Source organism: Actinoplanes lutulentus (assembly GCF_003259845.1).
In the GTDB taxonomy this organism is placed as follows: Bacteria; Actinomycetota; Actinomycetes; order Mycobacteriales; family Micromonosporaceae; genus Actinoplanes; species Actinoplanes lutulentus.
The window spans coordinates 22,089-41,847 of record NZ_QLMJ01000015.1 but is presented as its reverse complement, the minus strand read 5'-3'; the positions used below and the strand labels follow the sequence as shown (position 1 = coordinate 41,847).

The following is a 19,759-nucleotide window of genomic DNA, read 5'->3' as shown; positions in this document are numbered from 1 at the left end:
GCTTGCCGCGCTCAGATTCGGCGCTTCGGATACGCCGTCTCAGCCTCGCGCTTCCGGGTCGGCGCGCAGACCTCAAAGGATCACGGAAACATCCGCAGCGGCGCCGGGGCGCACCCCTCGAGTGGTGTGTTCACGCCCCAGCCGAGCCGACCTTGTGAGTTTGCGGTCGGCAGCCCGGCACAACCTCACAAGATCTGTGTGGAGTCGCGGAGAGCAGGTCGCCGGAGCGCAACAAGACGCGACGACACCCCGGAACTTGTGAGTTTGCGCCCCCATGCCCGCCACAAACTCACAAGATCTCCTCGGCGCCCGGCGCCCGGCGCCCGACCCTCGGCGCCCTCGCAGCCCGTGCCGCGACCACGGGCACAAGCCCAGCCGGGTGCGCCTGGCTTGCGCTCGTGGTCGCGATTTGAGTGTTCAGACGGCCGCGAGGACAAGCCGGTTCGCGACCAGGTCCTGGTTCGGGGCCACGTCCCCGTTCAGGGCCACGTCCCCGTTCAGGGCCACGTCCTCGTTCTCGACCACGTCCTGGTTTGGGGCCAACGTCCCCGTTCAGGGCCACGGCCGGCTTGTGCTTACGGTCGCGGTTCGGTCGCCTGGACGACCACGAGCGCAAGCCGGCGTCTGGGCTGACGGCGGGCCTGGAGCCTGTAGGGCTGGCGCCAGCTCGGGCGGCCCGGAGTCGCCCGCCCACCGGGCCGCCCGAGCTGGCCGCCCCAGGACGGCCGAGTGGGCTTCCCGAGTGGGCCGGGTGAGCGAGCCTCCCGAGCGAGCCAGCTAAGTGAGTTAGCTAACTGGGCCTCCCGAGTGGGGCGGCTGAGCGGGCCGGGTGAGTGGGCCTCCCGAGCGGGCCGGATGAGCGGGCCAGCTGAGTGGGCGGGGTGGGTCGGGTGGGTGGGGTTTTGGGGACGGGGGTGATAGGGAGGGGGCTTGAGTGGGCACGCAGGTCGCCTGGGGCGGGGAGTGTTTTGGACGCGTAGCGGCCAGCGATACCGGGCCGGGCCCTCGGCGGGAGCTGCGGTCTGTACCCACCACCCCGCTGCGACATGGGGTTGATCTTGGTTCTTGATCTCGGGGAAATAGGGAGGCTGCTTCGCCGAGCACTCCCCCTACTGCATCCTAGGAAGATAGGACTATCGGTGGGCGGGTATCTTGATCTGCGCATATCCCGGTTTTCAGGAGGGTGTTCATGCGGACGGTGAACCGGCAGCTTGCTCTGGCGCGGGTGGATCTTGTCGACGGGGTCTGTCCGGTGCCTGATGAGATCGTTCGGCGTCTGCCGCAGGCGGACGCTGTCGGTGTCGGTGTCGTGCTGGAGCATCGGCTCTATGGGCTGGAACCCGCTGGGGAGACCTTCGCCAGCCGGCTCGACGGTGATCGGCTCAGTGGGATCGGCTGGCCTGAGGATGTGCGGCCGGGGACGCTCGTGACCGTGTCGTGGCAGCCGGCCAAGGACGAGATCCACCTGCGCACGACGCTGCTCGACGAACCGATGCGGGTGGATGGGGTCGACTACTTCCATGAGTACGACCCGGTGGTCGTGACCCGCGAGTTCGACCCGGGCAAGTCGAACCGGGGGCAGGTGCTCAACGTGGTGCTGCGCCAGGGGCGGGTGTTCGAGGACGGCAGTGCCGTGTTCGCCGAGGCCGGGCTGGCCGCCGCATGCGGGCTGGGTCGCGGCGCCAAGGGGGCGTTCCTGTTGAAGAACGCCGTTGACCAGCTGATTCGCGAAGGCTACGTGACCCGGGTGACCGGGAGTGTCAACGATGCTGGGTATCCGTCCTATCCGCAGGCCGACGGCGCCGACGGGGTGGAGATGCTGTTCTACGCGCCGCTGGTGGAGCCGGCGCCGCATCCGGAGGCCGGTGAGCGGCGGGAGCACTGGGTCAGCGGGTTCGTCCGCAAGCTGCCGCCGGGTGCGCAAGCGTCGGAACGCCAGCAGTCGCTGCACCAGAAGGCGATCGAAACCGATCAGATCGAGCAGCCCCTCGAGCCGGGGTACACATTCGTGAAGAAGCATCACCGGCATGGATAAATCGGTTGCGTCGTGTGCTGGGATCCAGGGGTGGATCATCGAGCTGTACTAGCCCTCTTCGACCGGCAGATGCGCGTCGAAGCCCGCCCCGAGACCGCCGGCACGACCATCGAGCACGCCGGGCGCGTCATCCGTTATCTCGGCGGTGACCAGGACTGGAACGCCGTCATCTGGTCCGATCTCGACGCGGCGACCGCTGACGAGACGATCGCCGGCGAGATCCGCTGGTTCGGGGAGCGTGGCCTCGACTTCGAGTGGAAGCACTACGGGCATGATCAGCCCGCCGACCTCGCCGGGCGCCTCGAGAAAGCCGGGTTCGAGCCTGAGGGCGTGGAGACCGTGATGGTCGCCGCGATCGACGAGCTCGACCTCGGCGCCACTCCCCCGGACGGGATCCGATTCGAGGAGATCGTCGATCCGGCCGGCGTCGACGTGCTGGTGACCGTGGCCGAGAAGGCGTTCGGCGCCGGGATCCCCTGGCTGCGGCCGCGCCTGCTCGCTCAGCTCCAGGACGCCCCGGGGAACGTGCGGATGTTCGTGGCCTTCGCCGGCGACGAGGCCGTCTCTTCGGCGCGGATGGATCTCACGCCGGGCACCGCGTTCGCCGGGCTCTGGGGCGGCGGCACTGTCAAAGAATGGCGCGGGCGTGGCATCTACCGCGCGTTGGTCGCTCATCGCGCGCGACTCGCGCTTCAGCTGGGGTACGCCTATCTGCAGGTCGACGCCACCGACCAGAGCCGCCCGATCCTGCAGAGACTGGGGTTCGAGGCGTTGACCACCACGACACCGTTCCAGTGGAGCAGCCGCTAGGTTGATCAACCATGCGGAAGGCGATCGTCGGGCTGCTGGTGGTCTGCCAGAGCACTCAGGGGCTGATCTTCGGTGGGCTGGCGTTGTTCCTGCCGCTGATCCGGTCCGATCTCGGGCTGACGTTCACCCAGGCCGGCACGCTGGCTGCGGCGACGAACCTGACGTACGCGCTGATGCAGATCCCGTCCGGGTTTCTGGCCGACCGGTTCAGCCCGCGGCGGCTGTTCCTGATCGGGCTGCTGGGGACGAACCTGCTGGCGGCTCTGTTCACCGTCGTTACGTCGTACGAAATGCTCTTGATCAATCAGGGTTTGACCGGGTTTTTCCGGGCGCTGGTGTTCGCGCCCGGGATGCTGCTGATGACCCGGCAGTTCCCGTCGGAGCGGCGGGCCACCGCGATGGGGCTGTACGTCGCCGGCGGGTTCTCGTCGAACATTCTGCTCAGCTCGCTGGGGCCGCTGCTGGTCGAGCCGCTCGGCTGGCGGGTGCTGTTCGTGATGTTTGCCGGTGGCGGGCTGCTGGCGCTGGCTCTGTACTGGCGGACCAGCGAACCTGATCAGCCACCGCGTGGCCCGGTGGCGCGGATCCGGGACCTGCCGGTCCTGCTGCGCCACCGGATCATGTGGCTGACCGGGGTGATCCAGTTCGCCCGGCTGGCCGTGGCACAGGGGTTCACGTTCTGGCTGCCGACCTATCTGGTCGCCGATCGCGGGCAGTCGCTGATGACGGCCGGGCTGGTCGCGGCGGCCGGTTCCGCAGCGACCGCACCGGCGAACTATCTCGGCGGCTGGGTCTCCGACCGGATCGGCCGGCCGCTCCTGGTCATCGGGGTGTCCCTGAGTGTGCTGGCGACCGGGCTGACCCTGCTGACCTATGTGCCGAGCATGCTCGGGGTGCTCGGGGTGGTCGCGTTGATCTCGGTGTTCGTGCAGGTCTATTTCGGTCCGCTGTTCGCCGTGCCGGTGGATGTGCTCGGCGCTTCGCGGGCGGGGCTGATCAGTGGGTTCGGTAATTTCTGCGCGAACCTGGGAAGTTTTGCCTTTGTTTATGCGCTCGGGGCGGTGAAGGACGCGACCGGCTCTTTTCAGGCCGGCTTTCTGACTCTGGCGGGGTTGTGTGGGGTCGCGTTGACGGCAACCGTTTTCAGCGCTCGATCATCGGGATCTGGGCCTCGGAGTGAGCGCGTCCAGTGACGCTTGTTTCACGGTTCTTCATGGCGTGTCTTCATGGCGTGTCTTCATGGCGTGGTGGAAAGGGGTACTGACAGAGACCCCCTCACCGCCCGCGGCGTGCCTAGCCTTACGGCATGGGTACCGACAATCGCGGTGAGGTCCGGGCATTCCTCACCTCCCGCCGAGCGAAGATCAGCCCGGATCAGGCCGGGATCCTTTCGTACGGAAACCGGCGGGTCACCGGCCTGCGCCGCGGCGAGGTGGCGGTGCTGGCCGGGGTGAGCGTCGAGTACTACACCCGGCTGGAACGCGGCAACCTCGCCGGCGTCTCGGAAAGCGTGCTCGACGCGGTGGCCCGGGCGCTGCGCCTCGACGAGACCGAGACGGCCCATCTGCACCAGCTGGCCCGGGCCGGTGGTCCGCAGCCGGCACGCGCCCGAGGACGCCGGGATGCGGTGACCGAGATCCGGCCGTCGGTGCGCCGGGTCCTCGACGCGATGACGGCGGTGCCGGCGCTCCTGCGTAATTACCGGTTCGAGGTTGTGGCTGCTAATGCGCTGGGGAGGGCTCTGTATGCGCCGATGTTCGCAGGTGGGCAGGGGAACACCATGCGGTTCACGTTTCTTGACCCTCGGGCGCAGGCGTTCTATCCGGAGTGGGAGTCGATTGCCCGCTCGGCGGTCGGCGCGCTGCGCATCGTTGCCGCCCAGCATCCGGACGACCAGCAGCTGATGAACCTGATCGGCGAGCTGTCGATGCGCAGCGACGCGTTCCGTACGTGGTGGGCCGCGCAGGACGTCTTCGTCCACCGCAACGGGACGAAGCGCTTCCGGCACCCGGCGATCGGGGAGCTGGAGCTGGCCTATGAGGGGCTGGAGCTGGCCGGCGACGGCGCGCTGACGATCGTGGCGTACTCCGCCGAACCGGGTACTCCGTCCGGCGATGGCTTGGAGCTGCTGGCTTCCTGGGCCGCCACCCAGGAGAGCGTCCAGGCGGGGTGATCGGTCCGGCTGTCCGGCCGGTTGGTCGGCTGTCTCGACGGCCGGAAGACAACCGTGGCAGCCGACCGTGACAGATCTTGGACCGCGGCGGGATGTAACCACGCGGGAACAGGCGCCCGGCGCACTACGGACGTAGGTGGACGCGACGCAGCAGCTGGGCGTTCAGGGCTACCACGATCGTCGAAGCGCTCATCAGGATCGCTCCGATCGCCGGACTCAGGGTGATGCCGGCACCGGCCAGAACACCCGCGGCCAGCGGAATCGCGATCACGTTGTAACCGGCCGCCCAGGACAGGTTCTGGATCATCTTGCGATAGGACGCCGCCGACAGGGTGATCACGCCGGTGACGCCGCGCGGGTCGGACGAGGCCAGGACCACTCCGGCTGACTCGATCGCCACGTCGGTGCCGGCGCCGATCGCGATGCCGACGTCGGCGCGGGCCAGCGCCGGGGCGTCGTTCACGCCGTCGCCGACCATGGCGACGGTCAGACCGCGTTCCTGCAGGGCGGCGACCGCATGATCCTTGTCGGCGGGCAGCACCTCCGCGAAGACCTCGTCCAGGCCGAGGTCGGCGGCGACCGCGTCGGCCACCGCCCGGGCGTCACCGGTGATCATCACAATGGTGCTGATCCCGTGGGCACGCAGCTGCGCGATGGCCTGCCGGGCTTCCGGGCGTACCTCGTCCTCCAGTGCGAACGCGCCGATCACCCGAGTGGTGTCGCCGATCTCCAGCAGGTGCAGGACGGCCGCACCGCGCCGGGACCACTGCGCAGCCGGTTTCGCCAGGTCGTCGGGGACGGCCGCACCGAGCTCCCGCAGCAGTGCGGGCCCTCCGATGGCATAGGTCCGGCCGTCCACTTCGGCCCGCACTCCGCGCCCGGTCATCGACCGGAAACCCGTCGCCCGGATCTGCGGGCCGGATGCGTTCCCCCCGGTCAAGCCAGCGGACGAAACACCGGCGGCCTGTGGTGCAGCAGCTCTGACCAGCGCTTTCGCCAGCGGATGCTCGCTGTCGGCCTCGACCGCTGCGGCCAGCCGCAACACCTCCGCGTCGGTACTCCCGGCGGTGGCGGCCACGGCGGTGAGCGTGTGCGCGCCCTTCGTCAGCGTGCCGGTTTTGTCGAAGAGAACCGCGTCGACAGTGCGCATCCGCTCCAGCGCGAGCCGGTCCTTCACCAGAATCCCGGCGCGGGCCGCGAGAGCCGTGGACAACGCGATCACCAGCGGAATGGCCAACCCCAGCGCGTGCGGGCACGCGATGACCAAAACCGTTACGGTACGCACAACGGCCTGGTCCAGGTCACCGATCGCCCACCAGGTCACGAACGTCAGCAGCCCCGCACCGGCCGCGATGTAGAACAGCCATCCGGCGAACCGGTCGGCGAGCACCTGGGCACGGCCCTGTGACTGCTGGGCCTGCGCGACCAGTCGGCCGATGCCGGCCAGTGCCGTGTTCTCACCGACGGCGTCGACCTCGACCCGCAGCGCCGAGTCCGTGGCGACCGTACCGGCCACCACCCGGTCACCGACACCACGCGGAACCGGACGGAACTCCCCCGTGATCATCGACTCGTCGACCTCAGCGGCGCCGTCGACGACCCGGCCGTCGGCGGGTACCCGCGCGCCGGAGCGCACCAGGACACGGTCGCCGACACGCAGCGCGTCCAGCGGCACCTGCTCGATCTCGCCGCCGGCCCCGATCCGGGAGGCTTCGTCGGGCAGCAGGGCCGCGAGCGCGGACAACGCGCCCTGCGCCTGGCCGATCGCTTTCATCTCCTGCCAGTGGCCGAGCAGCATCACGGTGACCAGGGCGGCGAGCTCCCACCAGAAGTCCAGGTCCCAGAGGCCGAGGCTGGTGGCGAGCGAGGCGGCGTACGCCACCGTGATCGCCATCGAGATCAGCAACATCATGCCGGGCGCCCGGGAGCGGATCTCACCGGCGGCGCCGGCCAGGAACGGCCAGCCGCCGTAGACGAAGACCACGCTGCCGAGGACCGGACCGACCGCGCCGATGCCCGGGAAGTCCAGCATGTAGCCGAACCAGTCCATGACCATCTCGCTGGTCACCACGATCGGCACGGTCAGCGCCAGGCTCAGCCAGAACTTCCGCCGGAAGACCTCCGGATCGTGCCCGGCGTGCTTGTCATGCCCCGAAGATTGCTCATGCACGTGTTCCACGACGCGACCATATACCCCTAGGGGGTACGCAAGCCAATGATCGACATCACTATGGCCGACCGGTGAGAATGGGAGGTGTCACCGGGCGACGCTGAGGGCGGGGAACACATGCCAGTCTGGATCACCCTGGTCACCACTGCCGTGGGCGCGCTGTCAGCAACGGTGGGTGTCCTCGTCGGAGGCTGGGTCACCCGCCGGAATCAACGCCAGCTGTGGCTTCTCGACAAGCAACTGGCCACGTACGCCGATCTGCTCGGCCATTACGCCAAGTTCTCGATGGTGCTCAAGCGCGCCCATGCCGACAGGTCAGGCTGGGACTACGACTGGGGCGCCTGGAGCGCGACGCTGACCTCGGCGAACCTCCTCGCCCCGCCGGAGGTCGCGGCCCGGATCCACGAGTTCGGCGTGGCGGTGGACGAGTTCCTGGATCGGGTAGCCCGCGACAGCACCACCGAACGCCCACTCAGCGCGGAAGCATTCCTGGAGGCGAGCCAGGACGCGGCACGGGCACAACTCACGCTGATCAACGAGATCCGCCGATCCCTCGGCAAGAGCCACGGCGAGTTGGCGGCGGCACCGGGGGTCGACCTCATCAAAGATCAAAACCTGGGCACATCGGTACGGCCGTGACCGCCCCCGAACACCGAACATTCGCTATTCGACAGGCTCCGAGATCCGTCACCGGGGCAAATATGACGCTGTGAATTCGCGGATCATCAAGCTTGATTCCCGTCCTTTCTGGATTTGAAAATTCGGCCGCGGGCGTGGTTGATGCTATCCGGGGTGAGGACAATAGGGGGATGACGCAGCTTACATTGTTCCCGACGAGGCACTTGCGGGATCGGACGCTGCGTCGCAATTATTCGGCGGCGGCTGAGGAGTTCCGGCGGGAGCACGAGCGGCACCGGTCGTGGGGCTTGGCGCAGCGCCATGCTCGGAAACTGCGCCAGTTGCGCGACCGCGAGGAGGGTTGTGAAACACCTGTCGAGCCGCCCCCAGACGCGGGTGTCACCCCTCGCGCGGCATCGTCCGGCCCGACGAGCCGAAGTGAGACTTCGGCTCTGGACCCCGGAGGAGACCACCTCAGGCAGGACAACGCAGCAGCTCAAGGCGGCATCAGGCAGCAGGACCACGACGTCCGGCAGTCCAAGACGCAGACCGAGACGCAGACCGCGGAGCCACGCCTGGCTCCCGGCACAGCGGCCCACGTCGAGCAGACCGAGCAGACCGAGCAGCGAAACGGTGTGACGCCCGGGAGGGCGCGTCGTCGCACCTTCGTGCGGCGACGACGCCCGTTCACTGTTGCTGCCAACGGCCCGTGCAGATTCGGGCGGCACATTCTTATCGCGTCTGCCAGTTCAGGAATTCCATTTTTCGCGCAGCAATACCGACCGCCGTGATCGACCGACAGAACGACTGGGATCAACAGCATTACCGGGACAATCTGGGGCCCCAGAAAGAATGGACGAAGCTAAGGGCGTGGTCAACGCCGCCCCCCGCGCCAGCTGTGGGCCCACGAGGCGGGGGTGCGTTTGACGAGGGCGTCACCATGGGCATCAGGCTGGGTGGATCGAGTGGTGGGAGGCCTGGGGTGGACGTGCAGGACTATGCGGTGGCGATCGTCTTCGGTGCGGTGATCGGGGTGGTTGCCCGGGCCGTGTTGCCCGGGCGGCAGGAGATCGGGGTCATTCCGACCGTGCTGATCGGCATGGGTGCGGCGGTGGCGGGGACATGGGCGGCCAACCGGTGGGATGTGCACAGTGACCTGCTCTTCACCGTGACCGGGCGGACGTTCGACTGGGCGGTGATCGGGGTGCAGGTCGGCATCGCCGTGGTGGGGGTGGCTATCGCGGCGCTCCTGGTGAAGGCGTTCTCGACCGACTCGTAGGCGACTCCCCCCGCGAAGCCGGGCCCACCAGAGACCCGCCCGTCGACGCCACGGGCTCGCTCACCGAAGCCGACGGCTCCGACGGCCCGGGAGACACGGCTGCCGAAGCCGACGGCCCCGCCTGCCCTGGAGACGCGCCTGCCGAAGCCGGGGATCCGCTCCCCGACGACGGGCCGGCCGGCATGGCGGCCAGATCGACCCTGGCCGGCAACGCGAACGACAACGCCACTGCCAGCCCCGTGAACCCGATCGTCCACCAGAACGCTGTGCCGAAGTCGTTGGTGCTGGTCAGGATCACCGCCAGCAACGCCACCCCGGCCGAGCCGCCGATCTGCTGGGATATCCGGGTCACGATGCTCGCGTGGGGCACCTCGTCGTGGTTCAGGCCGACGAACGCCACCGTCATCAGGGGGATCAGCACCATTCCGAGGCCGAGGCCGCGTACAAAAAGGGCTGTGAGCAGGAACCAGGTCGGGGAGGTCTGGGTCGCCAGGGCGAACGGCACCGTGGCCACGCCTACCAGGGCAAACCCGGCGAGGGCCACACCCCGTGCACCCAGGCGGTCCTGCAGACGGGCGGCGAGAGCGCGGCTGAGCAGCGAGCCCACGCCCTGCGGGATGAGGAGCAGGCCGGCTTCGAGGGCGTCGGCGCCGCGGTGTTGCTGCCAGTACAGCGGGAGCAGCACCATCGCGCCGTAGAGCGAGGCGCCGGTGAGGAACATCAGCGCGGTCGCGGCCCAGGTCGGGCGGGAGCGCAGCACCTGCAGGTCGACGAGCGCGGAACCACCGCGGCGCAGGGCCCACCCCACGAACCCGGCCAGCATCGCCGCGCCGAGCAGCATCGGCGGGGCGGATCGTTCGGACAGGCCCCAGAGCAGCAGGACCAGAGCGGGCGAGAGCAGCAGCAGACCCACGGTGTCCAGGCGGACCCGGCGGCCGGGGACGTCGGCCGGCAGCAGGCGCCAGGCCAGGGCGAGGCCGATCAGGCAGAGCGGGACGTTCACCAGGAACAGCCAGCACCAGTCGCCGGCGCCGAGGATCAGGCCGCCGATCACCGGGCCGAGGATCGGGCCGAGCGCGGCCGGCAGCGCGACCACCGACATCAGCTTGGCGCGGTCCGGACCGGTGGCCGCCTGAATGATCATGGTGCTCATCAGCGGCATCATCACGCCGCCGCCGGCACCCTGGATGACGCGGAACGCGATCAGGCTGGGCGCATCCCAGGCAAACGAACAGAGCACCGAGCCGACCAGGAACAGGGTGAGCGCGGCGATCCAGAGCCGTTTCGCGCCGAGCCGGCTCTGCAGCCAGCCGACGGTCGGGATCACCACGCCGAGTGCCAGCAGATAGGCGGTGCTGACCCACTGGATCGTGGCGACGTCCGCGCCGAGGTCGGTGGCGAGATCGTGCAGCGCGACGCTGACGATCGTGGAGTCGAGGATGACGGTGATGCCGCCGGCGAGTACCGCGATGGCGGTCCGCAGGGCATTCGGACTGATCTTGGACATGATGACGGCCTTAAGATACGCGGATGTATCTAACGCCAGGAACGCTAGCCGCGTGCGTTAAGATACGCAAGTGACTCTTAAAGGCCCGGCACGACGACGCGGCGCCGACCTCGAGGACGCCATCCTCGACGCGGCATGGGAAGTGCTGACCGAGCAGGGACACGCCGGTGTGACGTTCGAGGCGGTCGCCGCGCGCGCCGGCACCAGCCGGCCGGTCCTCTACCGCCGCTGGGCGCACCGTGACGACCTGGTGCTGGCCGCGATCACCCGGTTCTGGCGCGGGCGCCCGCTCACCCTCCCGGACACCGGCAACCTGCGCGACGACGCGATCGCGTTCCTCCGCAACGTCGACGCCGGCCGGTCCCGGATGATGACCGTGATGAGCGTCCAGTTCATGGACTACTTCCGCAACACCGGGACAAACTTCAATCAACTGCGAGATTTGGTACGCCCACCGGGCGAGCCGACTGGTTTCGAGAAGATCGTCGCCCGCGCTGTCGAACGCGGGGAACTGCCCGACGTGCCGAGATCGCCGCGCGTGGTCAACCTGCCGTTCGACCTCCTGCGCCACGACATGCTGATGTCGATGGGCCAGGTCCCGTCGACCTCGATCATGGAGATCGTCGACGAGGTGTGGCTGCCGTTGATCAACGCGGGGTCGAACCGGTTGCGGGACAAGGCCTAGGGTCGGGGAATGACCCCTCTCGCACAGATCGACCGGTGGCTGTCCGCGCGGTTCGCCGATGTGCTGGCGGCGAACCGGGTGCCCGGCGCCGCCATCGCCGTGGCCGTCGGTGACGACATCGTCGAACACGCGGCCGGTGTGCTGAACACCGCCACCGGCGTACCGGCCACGACCGACTCGGTGTTCCAGGTCGGCTCGATCACCAAGCCGATCACCGCCACGCTGGTCATGCAGTTGGCCGACGAGGGCAGGGTCGAGCTCGACGCGCCGGTGCGGCGCTATCTTCCGGACTTCCGGGTGGCCGACGAGACCGCGTCAGCGGCGATCACCGTGCGCCACCTGCTCGCGCACACCGCTGGCTTCGGCGGCGACGTCTTCACCGACACCGGGCGCAACGACGACGCGATCGAGCGGTACGTCGCGGCACTCGCCGAGGTCGACCAGGTCTTCGCGCCCGGGACGATGTTCTCCTACAACAACGCCGCCTACGTCGTGCTGGGCCGGCTGATCGAGACACTGCGCGGCCGGCCGTACGCCGCATGCCTGCGAGAGGGAGTGATCGAACCGCTCGGGCTGACCCACACCGCGCTCGGCGCGGAGCAAGCGATCATGTTCCGGGCCGCGGCCGGCCATGTCAGTGGTGAACCCGGCGAGCCCGAGAAGCCGGCGCCGGTCTGGAATCTCCCGGCCGCCCACGCCCCGGCCGGCTCGCTGCTCGCGATGCGCCCGCGGGATCTGATCGCCTTCGCCCGGCTGCACCTGCGCGACGGCACCGGCCCGGACGGCACCGCCGTACTGAGCCCGGCGAGCGTCGCCGCGATGCGCGTGCCGCAGGTGACGCTGCCCGCGCCGGGCCGGTTCGGCGACAGCTGGGGGCTCGGCTGGGACCTCGGCCACTGGCCCGGCGGTACGGTGATCGGGCACTCCGGCGGCACCCTCGGCCAGTCGTCGGACCTGCGCATCGTGCCGGCCGCGGACGTGTCGATCGCCTTCGTGCAGAACGGCGGCGAGGTGGCCCCCACGGTCCACGCGCTCACCGCCTTTCTGCTGCGCGAGCTGGCCGGGGTCGAGGTGCCGGGGCTGCCACTGCCACCGGCCCGCCCGGAGCGGGTCGACCCGGAGCGGTACGCCGGTGTCTATGTCTCGCCGGCCGGCGAGATCGTCGTGTCGGGCGACGAGCACGGCCGGCTGTGGATGGAGCAGCGGCCGGCCGGGATCTTCGCGGAGTTCGGCGGCGCCGAGCCGGCCGAGCAGATCGTCCCGCTCGACGACGACGTCTTCGTGCCGGCCCGCCTCCGGCTCGGCTGGCACCGGCCGGTCACGTTCCTGGGTGACGACGGGCAGGGGCGGTCGCAGTTCCTGCACAGCGGCCGGGCCAGCCGGCGGGTCGTCTCGTCGTAATCCTCGGTGGCGGCGTCAGGCGGGTGTGCGCAGGCCGTCCAGGACGAAGCGCAGGTGACGGCGCCAGGCGTCCGCGCACGGTGGCGCCGAGGCGCGCAGGATGCCGGAGCTCGCCTGGAACAGCACGGTCAGATCCTCGACCCGGAAGTCCGGACGCAGGCTGCCGTCGGCCTGCGCCTCGGCGATGAACCGGCCGGCGTGCCGCAGCGCGTGCTCGCACTGCTCGGTGAGCTGCGACGACTCCGGCAGGCGGCGGGCCATGATGTCGTCGACCGGCGGGCTCGCGGCCTGCGAGTCGAGCAGCGCGGTGACGTAGTGCTCGAAGCGCGCCCACGGGTCCGGCCGGGACCGGGCCTCGGCGGCGAGCTGGTCGGTGCGTTCGGCGGCGATCACCGGCGCGGCCGCCTCGATCAGCGTCTCGCGGGTGCCGTCCCGGCCGATCCGGTTGTAGAGCGTGCCGATGCTCACGCCGGCTTCCTGCGCGACGGCTTCGAGCGGGGCCTGGAATCCCTGCTGCCGGAAGACCGTGACGGCGGCGGCCGTGAGCTTCGTGACGTTCTGCTGTGCGTCGCGCCGCAGCACCATGGGCTCCTCCTCGCTGTCCGTCGTGTCATGGAGTATAACTTGAGGCCCACCCTCAAGTTAGCGAGGCATCACGGTGAACAGCCCGATCAAGGTAGACGTCTGGTCCGACATCGCCTGCCCGTTCTGTTACGTCGGCAAGCGCAAGTTCGAGGCCGCCGTCGCCGCGTCCGGCCTGCCGGTCGAGGTGGAGTACCACTCCTTCGAGCTCTCCCCGGACACACCGGAGGACTACCACGGTAGCCACGCCGACTACCTCAGCACCAAGCTCGGCGTCACCCCGGCCCAGGTCAAGGGCATGGAGAAGCAGATGGTCGGTCTCGCTGAGAGCGTCGGTCTCGCTTTCCACCACGACACGATCAAGCCCACGCGTACGCGGAAAGCCCACGAGCTCCTGCACTACGCCAAGGCGCACGGTCGTCAGGCGGAGGTCAAGGAGCGGCTACTGAAGGCGTACTTCACCGACGGCGTGAACGTCGGCCGGGTCGAGGAGCTGGCCGACCTGGGCGCCGAGCTCGGCTTCGACCGCGACGACGTGGTGCGGTCGCTGGAGAGCGGCGAGCACGCGGACGCGGTGGCGGCCGACGTGCAGACCGCCAGGGAGTACGGGATCAACGGCGTGCCGTTCTTCGTCTTCGACAACCGGTACGGGGTGTCCGGCGCGCAGGACCCGGACACGTTCGCCGGGGTGCTCGCCAAGGTCGACAGCGAGCGGGAGCCGGCCGCATGACCGGGCCCGTGAAGCCGTCGTTCGTGCTTGTCGAGGGCGACGCGAGCATGGTGTGCGAGGGCGACGTGTGCGCGGTCCCGGTGCCGCCGGAGAAGAGCGCCACACCGAAATCGGACGCGACAACGGAAACGAGCACGCCAGAACCCGCGAGCGCCGCTTCCTAGATCAGGTGGAATTCGTTGCCGTCGGGGTCGGCCAGGCCGGTCGCGGTCCTGGTCGCCCCGAGGGACAACAACCGCTCCACGTCACCCGGCGGCAGCGCGAGGTCGTAGTGCACCTGCCCGGTCTGCGGCATCAGCGGCGGACCGCCCCAGGTCACCTTCGTACCGCCGGCCGGGGACTGGATCGCGGTCTCCTCGTCCTGGTCCCAGACCAGCGGCCACCCCAGGGCTGTGCTCCAGAAGTGGCCTGTTTCGCGCGTACCGTCGGGAACCCGGTGCCGGCCGGCGGCAGCGCGACCCCGCCGTGCGGGCCCGCGGCAACCTCGCGGCTCAGCAGCTCGGACCAGAACCGCGCGACCCGCTGCGGATCCACCGCATCGAAACAGACCGTCAGCATCCGGGTGAGAATAGGAGCACGGCCAGCACACCGCACCCGGATATCGACGGCTCAGGTGAGCAGCCCGTGTTCGTGGGCGAAGACGGCTATCTGCACCCGGTCGCGCAGGGACAGCTTGCGCAGGATCGCGCCGACGTGGGTCTTCACCGTCGACTCGCCCGCGAAAATCTCCGCCGCTATCTCGGCGTTGGACAGGCCGCGGGCGACCGCGCGGAACACCGCCCGCTCCTTGTCGGTCAGCGTCAGGTAGGCGTCCGGCACCGGAGTCCGCTCCGGGAACTGACTGGTCAGCAGCGCGGACAGATCGCCCGGCGCCAGCACCGCGTTGCCGGCGAACACGCTGCGGACCGCGTCGGTCAGCTGTGCCGGTGTGGTGTCCTTCAGCAGGAAACCGCTCGCGCCGTGCCGGATCGCCGTCGCCGCGCGGTCGTCCAGGTTGAACGTGGTCAGCACCAGGACCCGCACCGGGCGGCTCCGCACACCGGCGAAGATCTGCCGGGTCGCCTCGACGCCGTCCATCCCGGGCATACGGAGATCCATCAGTACGACGTCCGGGGTCAGTTCGTCGACGAGGCGTACCGCGTCGCGGCCGTCGCCGGCCTCGCCGACCACCCGCAGGCCGGGCTGGGCGTCGAGGATCACGGCGACGCCGGCCCGGAACAGTTCCTGGTCGTCGACGACCAGGATCGTGATGTCGTCGCTCATGACAGCGGGATCCGGGCCGTCGCCACGAACACGTCGCCGTTGCGGGAGGCCGACAGGGTGCCGCCGACCGCGACGAGCCGTTCGCGCATGCCGTCCAGCCCCGACCCCGGCGATGACTCGGCGGTGCCCGGGGAGACCGCGTTGCGGACCTCCACTTCGAACGCATCGTCAGCCCAGTTACGGCGTACGATCAAAGCCCCTCCTCGCAGGCCGTGCCGGATCGCGTTGGTGAGCATCTCCTGCAGCACGCGATATGCGGTGGTCCGTCGCGCCTCGTCGAGCGGCAGCGGCATGCCCTCCTGCGAGGACAGCACCTCGTGGCCGCTGTCGCGCAGGTTACCGATCAGCTGGTCGAGGTCGTCGGCGGAGTCCCGGGTGGTGGTGAGCACCTCGCGGACATCCCGCAGCGACGTCCGCGCCGAGGTCGCGATCGTGGCGAGCGCCGATTTGAGCGCGGCCGGGTCGTCGTCGGCCAGGTACTGCCCGGACTCGGCCTGGGCCAGGATCACCGCGAGGGAGTGGCCGACGACGTCGTGCACGTCGCGGGCCAGCCGGGTCTGCGCGTCCCGGATCCGGGCGGTCTCCTCCGCCTGTGCGCGTTCCCGGGCGGCCCGGGCCAGATCGGTCCGCGCCCGGTCGGAGATCCGCAGCGCGAACCCGGCAAGCCACGGCATCCCGAGCAGCGCTCCGAGCAGCAGGAACGTCCCGATCTGCCAGCCGATGCCGAGCTCGTTCACGGTGCCGGCGATCAGGTACCACGAGGCCGACGGGATGGTGATCCGCAGCGCGTCGAAACCGAGCAGGACCATCGCGGTCACCGCCCCGGCCAGGATCGACAGGGCGCTCAGCCACAGGATCACCGGGCTGCCCCAGCGGGCCAGACCGAAAGCGATCATCACGACCGCCGCCTGGGTGATCACCAGCGGGGTGCCGGTGACCACCTGGCACACCGGGATCAGCCAGGCGAGCGCCAGGGCGAGCCACGGCAGCCGGCGCATCACGCCGACCGCGAGAGCCGTGCCGGCGACGACAAGCGCGAACAGGACGTGCCGGGTGCCGGAGTAGAACTGCCAGACCTCCGTGCCCAGCTCGATCATGCCGCTGACCAGAACGGCGACCGCCGCCACGGCACAGAGCAGCGTCCCCCGATCCTCCATCTCTCCCACGTTAGGCGAGGGCATCGCTGATGAGGGCGTCAAGGAGCGCGCTATAACTGATTCCGGCAGCGGCGAACATCCTCGGCACCTGCGAGTGCCCGGTGAACCCGGGCATCGTGTTCACTTCGTTGAGCACCGGCCCGTCCTCGGTGACGAAGAAGTCGAAACGCGCCACCCCACGGCAGCCGAGCGCCTCATAGAGGCTGGTCGCGGCGGTTTCCAGGGCCTTGACCTCGGACGGATCGATCGGCGCGGGCACCTGGAAGACCGTGCCGCCGCCGTACTTCGCCCGGTAATCGAAGAACCCTTCGGCGACGATCTCCAGGGTCGGTGAGACGGTCCCGGCGAGCACCGCGATGTCCACCTCCCGGCCGGTGATCACCTCTTCGACGAGGATCCGGTCGTCGTGGCGCAGCGCCTCGGTCAGCGCCGCCGGCAGGTCACCGGGGTCGCGGACCAGCGTGACGCCGAGGCTGGAACCGGCGGACACCGGTTTCACCACGACGGGGCCGGTCCAGGCGTACCCGCTCGCGGTTCCCGCGGTCAGCAGCCGGCCCTTCGCGGTGCGAATGCCGAGATCCTCGGCGATCAGCTTGGTCACCCATTTGTCCATCGCGAGCGCTCCCGGACGAACCCCACTTCCTGCGTACGGAATACCCGCCATCTCCAGCAGCCCGGCAAGAGTGCCGTCCTCGCCACGCGGGCCGTGCACGATCGGCAGCACGACATCGCAGGTGGTGAGGGTGGTGATGGCGTCCGCGAGTCCGAGGGGATCGCCACCGGAGTCCTGCCAGGTGCCGTCGCGGCCGATGGTCAGCCCGACGACCTGGTATCTCTCCGGGTCGAGCGCGGCCGCCACCGCCGCCGCCGAGGCGAGCGAGACGTCGTGTTCGCCGTTGCTGCCGCCGCCGATGACGGCGACCTTCGTACGGGACATGTCAGAAACCTCCGGTGACGACGCGGCGGGGCCGGGCGCCCAGGCCGGTGACGATCTCGTGCGGGAGCGTGCCCGCCCACCTGGCCCAGTCGGCGACGGTCGGTTCACCGTCGTCGCCAGGACCGAAAATGATCGCGGTGTCGCCGGGCCGGCAGTCCGGACCGGCTTCGACGACGATCTGGTCCATCGAGATCCGCCCGGCGATCCGGCGGCGACGCCCGCCGAGCAGCACCTCGGCGCGCGGGCCGGCGATCCGGGGAAGCCCGTCGGCGTACCCGGCCGGCAGCAGCGCGAGGGTGGTGTCCCGCGGCGCGCGCCAGACGTGTCCGTAGCCGACCGGCGTCCCGGCGGTGACCCGGCGCACCTCGACGACCGGGGCGGTGAACGTCATCGCCCCGCGCAGTCCGTTGCCGCCTGCCTCGTCGCGCCGGCCGCCGGAGCCGCTGTCCCGGCCGGGCCCGCCCGCCGGGTTGATGCCGACCAGGCCCGCACCCGTGCGGACCAGGTCGAAGTGCGTGTCCGGAGCGGTCAGGGTCGCGGCTGTGGCGGCCAGATGGCGTACCCTCGGGCGAAGCCCCGCGGTGAGCGCGACCGACACGCCGTGCCGGAACCGGCGCAGCGCTTCCTGCGTGTCCGGACCGGCCAGATGGCTCATCACACCGGCCACCACGATCCGCCCGTCGCGCTCGGCGTCGGCGGCCGCCCGGCACAGATCGGCCCATTCCTTCGGCGCGGCGCCGTCCCGCGCCAGCCCGGTGTCGAGATGCAGATGCACCCGCGCACCGGTCGGCATCACCGCAAGATGGTCCACACTCGGCACTGCAAGATCAACATCATTTCGTACGCCGGAAGCAAAGCCGGCGCCAAGCGGGTTCAACCAGCTCAGGATGGGTGCGCGGAGTCCGGCAGCGCGCAGTGCGAGAGCCTCGCCGAGTCCGGTGACACCGAGCCAGGTGGCGCCGGAGGCGAGCGCGGTCCGGGCCACGTCGACGGCGCCGTGACCGAAACCGTCAGCTTTGACGACGGCCATGAGGGCGCTGCGGGTGTGGCGCGCGAGCACCCGGGTGTTGTGCGCGACGGCGTCGAGGTCGACAGCGACGGTGGTGGTTTGATCGGTTATGACCGTGCTCATGCGGGCACCCGGCCGTCGATCGGGCCGTGCAGGGCTGCCGGTGCTCCGGTGATCAGTGCCCAGTACCGGTCGCCGTAACTCCAGTGCCACCACTCGCTCGGGTAGTTCACCAATCCGGCGCCGCCGAGCACCCGGGCCAGCAGCATCCGGTTGGCCCGGGCTTGCGCACTGATCCCGGCGGCAGCGAGGTAGCAGGCTCCGGCGGACTGTTCCGGGGTGGCGTCGATCGGCGTACCCATGTCCAGGTCACCGTCCGGCCCGCTGATCGTCAGATCGACGGCCGCGCCGGCCACGTGCGGCGCCACCTCGACCGGAGCGACGAACCGGCTGGTCAGCTCCCGCAGCCGAGTGCCACCAAGTCCCGGGTCGGCGGCGAGCAACTCCCCCGCGTACGCCTCGATGATCTCCCGCTGGCGCGCGACGTGCCGATGCCCCTCGACGACCCGCAGACCCAGCCCGGCGGGCAGCGCGGCCCGCGCCCAGCCGAGCCGCTCACCGAGATCCGCCCGGACCAGCGCGCGCGCCGCCCCGAACTCCGCACCGAGCCGCACCAGCGGCGTCCCCGCATCCCGCACCGGCACCGCCGCCACCCGGGGATCACTGAGAAGAATCATGCAGCCAAGATCGCCGATCGGCGGGGGCCACCACATCGTTCTGAGGTACCGCGGTGCGGCCCTCAGGTATCGCCTGCCTGGCGTCCGGGGCAGCCAAAAGTCATAGATCTTGGATAGCGTTCACGTTCTTCCCCAGATCTTGGCAAGTTCCGGATCTCGATGGACGCGCGCTGTGAAGGAGATCCACCAGTGAGCTGGAACGACCTGGTGACCATCGAACCGGTGGGGCACGTCCTCGGCGGCCGCGCGGAGGTCTTCGACGACGCCTGGGACGCTGTCGACGCCGTCATCCGCCTGGACGGCTCCCGGTTCGGCGAGGAGGCGCTGTTCGGCCTGGACACCTTCTCGCACCTGGAGATCGTGTTCCACTTCGACCAGGTGAAACCGGAGAAGATCGAGACCGGCGCCCGCCACCCGCGCGGCAACACCGGCTGGCCGCTGGTCGGCATCTTCGCCCAGCGCGGCAAGAACCGCCCGAACCGCATCGGCGTCTCCCGCTGCCGCCTGCACCGGGTCTCCGGCCTCGACCTGCACGTCAGCGGCCTGGACGCGGTGGCCGGCACGCCGGTGCTGGACATCAAGCCGTACATGGACGAGTTCGGCCCGCGCGGCGCCGTCCACCAGCCCGCCTGGGCCACCGAGATCATGCGCGACTACTACTGACGT

The 19,759-nt window shown here is 69.8% G+C and carries 20 protein-coding genes and 1 pseudogene; 11 read left to right on the top strand and 10 right to left on the bottom strand.

Features of this window, described 5'->3' with window-relative positions; genetic code table 11:
* Positions 1–1,189: 1,189 nt before the first annotated feature.
* The 4 genes from B0I29_RS28355 to B0I29_RS28340 all read left to right on the top strand — a co-directional run bounded on the left by B0I29_RS28355 (position 1,190) and on the right by B0I29_RS28340 (position 5,018).
* Positions 1,190–2,035: a hypothetical protein gene (locus B0I29_RS28355; RefSeq protein ID WP_111652389.1), complete on the top strand. Its 846-nt coding sequence runs from the start codon at positions 1,190–1,192 to the stop codon at positions 2,033–2,035.
* 30 nt (positions 2,036–2,065) lie between these two features.
* Positions 2,066–2,845, top strand: a complete 780-nt coding sequence (locus tag B0I29_RS28350; RefSeq protein WP_111652166.1) for a GNAT family N-acetyltransferase — start codon at positions 2,066–2,068, stop codon at positions 2,843–2,845.
* Positions 2,846–2,856: 11 nt separating this feature from the next.
* Positions 2,857–4,038, top strand: coding sequence for an MFS transporter (locus B0I29_RS28345; RefSeq protein ID WP_111652165.1), 1,182 nt, complete (start codon positions 2,857–2,859; stop codon positions 4,036–4,038).
* A 113-nt stretch (positions 4,039–4,151) separates the two neighbouring features.
* The gene (locus B0I29_RS28340) at positions 4,152–5,018 is read left to right on the top strand and encodes a helix-turn-helix transcriptional regulator (RefSeq protein WP_111652164.1); all 867 of its coding nucleotides are present in this window, start codon (positions 4,152–4,154) and stop codon (positions 5,016–5,018) included.
* A 124-nt stretch (positions 5,019–5,142) separates the two neighbouring features.
* Here the strand turns inward: B0I29_RS28340 and B0I29_RS28335 are convergent, their stop codons facing one another.
* Positions 5,143–7,197, bottom strand: a complete 2,055-nt coding sequence (locus tag B0I29_RS28335) for a heavy metal translocating P-type ATPase (protein WP_111652163.1) — start codon at positions 7,195–7,197, stop codon at positions 5,143–5,145.
* 108 nt (positions 7,198–7,305) lie between these two features.
* Between B0I29_RS28335 and B0I29_RS28330 the strand changes: the two genes are divergently transcribed.
* On the top strand, positions 7,306–7,827 hold the full coding sequence (locus B0I29_RS28330; protein ID WP_181558004.1) for a hypothetical protein: 522 nt from the start codon (positions 7,306–7,308) through the stop codon (positions 7,825–7,827).
* Between the two features lie 961 nt (positions 7,828–8,788).
* Positions 8,789–9,085 carry a GlsB/YeaQ/YmgE family stress response membrane protein gene (locus tag B0I29_RS28325; protein ID WP_111652162.1) on the top strand — a complete coding sequence of 99 codons (297 nt, stop codon included), beginning with the start codon at positions 8,789–8,791 and terminating at the stop codon, positions 9,083–9,085.
* Here B0I29_RS28325 and B0I29_RS28320 read toward each other — a convergent pair.
* Positions 9,042–10,592 carry an MDR family MFS transporter gene (locus B0I29_RS28320; RefSeq protein ID WP_111652161.1) on the bottom strand — a complete coding sequence of 517 codons (1,551 nt, stop codon included), beginning with the start codon at positions 10,590–10,592 and terminating at the stop codon, positions 9,042–9,044. The two genes, B0I29_RS28325 and B0I29_RS28320, sit on opposite strands and share 44 nt — an antisense overlap.
* 70 nt (positions 10,593–10,662) lie before the next feature.
* Between B0I29_RS28320 and B0I29_RS28315 the strand changes: the two genes are divergently transcribed.
* Together B0I29_RS28315 and B0I29_RS28310 are read left to right on the top strand one after the other, a co-directional pair.
* Positions 10,663–11,277 (top strand): TetR/AcrR family transcriptional regulator, encoded by a 615-nt coding sequence (locus B0I29_RS28315; protein ID WP_111652160.1) that lies wholly within the window; start codon positions 10,663–10,665, stop codon positions 11,275–11,277.
* A gap of 9 nt (positions 11,278–11,286) precedes the next feature.
* The gene (locus tag B0I29_RS28310) at positions 11,287–12,678 is read left to right on the top strand and encodes a serine hydrolase domain-containing protein (RefSeq protein ID WP_111652159.1); all 1,392 of its coding nucleotides are present in this window, start codon (positions 11,287–11,289) and stop codon (positions 12,676–12,678) included.
* 15 nt (positions 12,679–12,693) lie between these two features.
* Here B0I29_RS28310 and B0I29_RS28305 read toward each other — a convergent pair whose 3' ends face one another.
* Entirely contained in the window at positions 12,694–13,263 is a 570-nt protein-coding gene (locus B0I29_RS28305; RefSeq protein ID WP_111652158.1) for a TetR/AcrR family transcriptional regulator, read from the bottom strand.
* Positions 13,264–13,336: 73 nt separating this feature from the next.
* Between B0I29_RS28305 and B0I29_RS28300 the strand changes: the two genes are divergently transcribed.
* On the top strand, positions 13,337–13,990 hold the full coding sequence (locus B0I29_RS28300; protein WP_111652157.1) for a DsbA family oxidoreductase: 654 nt from the start codon (positions 13,337–13,339) through the stop codon (positions 13,988–13,990).
* Positions 13,987–14,154: a hypothetical protein gene (locus tag B0I29_RS45935; RefSeq protein ID WP_181558003.1), complete on the top strand. Its 168-nt coding sequence runs from the start codon at positions 13,987–13,989 to the stop codon at positions 14,152–14,154. Before B0I29_RS28300 ends, B0I29_RS45935 begins: the two co-directional genes overlap by 4 nt.
* Here B0I29_RS45935 and B0I29_RS46935 read toward each other — a convergent pair.
* The 7 genes and pseudogenes from B0I29_RS46935 to B0I29_RS28270 form a co-directional block, all read right to left on the bottom strand.
* Positions 14,151–14,417: pseudogene (locus tag B0I29_RS46935) on the bottom strand (VOC family protein); the annotation flags it as partial. The gene B0I29_RS45935 and the pseudogene B0I29_RS46935 overlap by 4 nt on opposite strands.
* Complete coding sequence (locus B0I29_RS46930; protein WP_181558033.1) at positions 14,306–14,548, bottom strand: VOC family protein; 243 nt, start codon at positions 14,546–14,548, stop codon at positions 14,306–14,308. The pseudogene B0I29_RS46935 and the gene B0I29_RS46930, both read right to left, overlap by 112 nt.
* Positions 14,549–14,599: 51 nt before the next feature.
* Complete coding sequence (locus tag B0I29_RS28290) at positions 14,600–15,253, bottom strand: response regulator (RefSeq protein ID WP_111652156.1); 654 nt, start codon at positions 15,251–15,253, stop codon at positions 14,600–14,602.
* Complete coding sequence (locus B0I29_RS28285; RefSeq protein WP_181558002.1) at positions 15,250–16,410, bottom strand: sensor histidine kinase; 1,161 nt, start codon at positions 16,408–16,410, stop codon at positions 15,250–15,252. Before B0I29_RS28285 ends, B0I29_RS28290 begins: the two co-directional genes overlap by 4 nt.
* 10 nt (positions 16,411–16,420) lie before the next feature.
* Positions 16,421–17,347, bottom strand: coding sequence for a D-alanine--D-alanine ligase family protein (locus B0I29_RS28280; RefSeq protein ID WP_111652154.1), 927 nt, complete (start codon positions 17,345–17,347; stop codon positions 16,421–16,423).
* A gap of 1 nt (position 17,348) precedes the next feature.
* Complete coding sequence (gene alr / locus B0I29_RS28275; protein ID WP_111652153.1) at positions 17,349–18,479, bottom strand: alanine racemase; 1,131 nt, start codon at positions 18,477–18,479, stop codon at positions 17,349–17,351.
* A complete protein-coding gene (locus tag B0I29_RS28270; protein WP_220091414.1) occupies positions 18,476–19,093 on the bottom strand; it encodes a M15 family metallopeptidase in 618 nt (205 codons plus the stop codon). Before B0I29_RS28270 ends, alr begins: the two co-directional genes overlap by 4 nt.
* A gap of 189 nt (positions 19,094–19,282) precedes the next feature.
* Between B0I29_RS28270 and B0I29_RS28265 the strand changes: the two genes are divergently transcribed.
* A complete protein-coding gene (locus B0I29_RS28265) occupies positions 19,283–19,756 on the top strand; it encodes an SAM-dependent methyltransferase (protein WP_245972789.1) in 474 nt (157 codons plus the stop codon).
* Positions 19,757–19,759 lie beyond the last annotated feature (3 nt).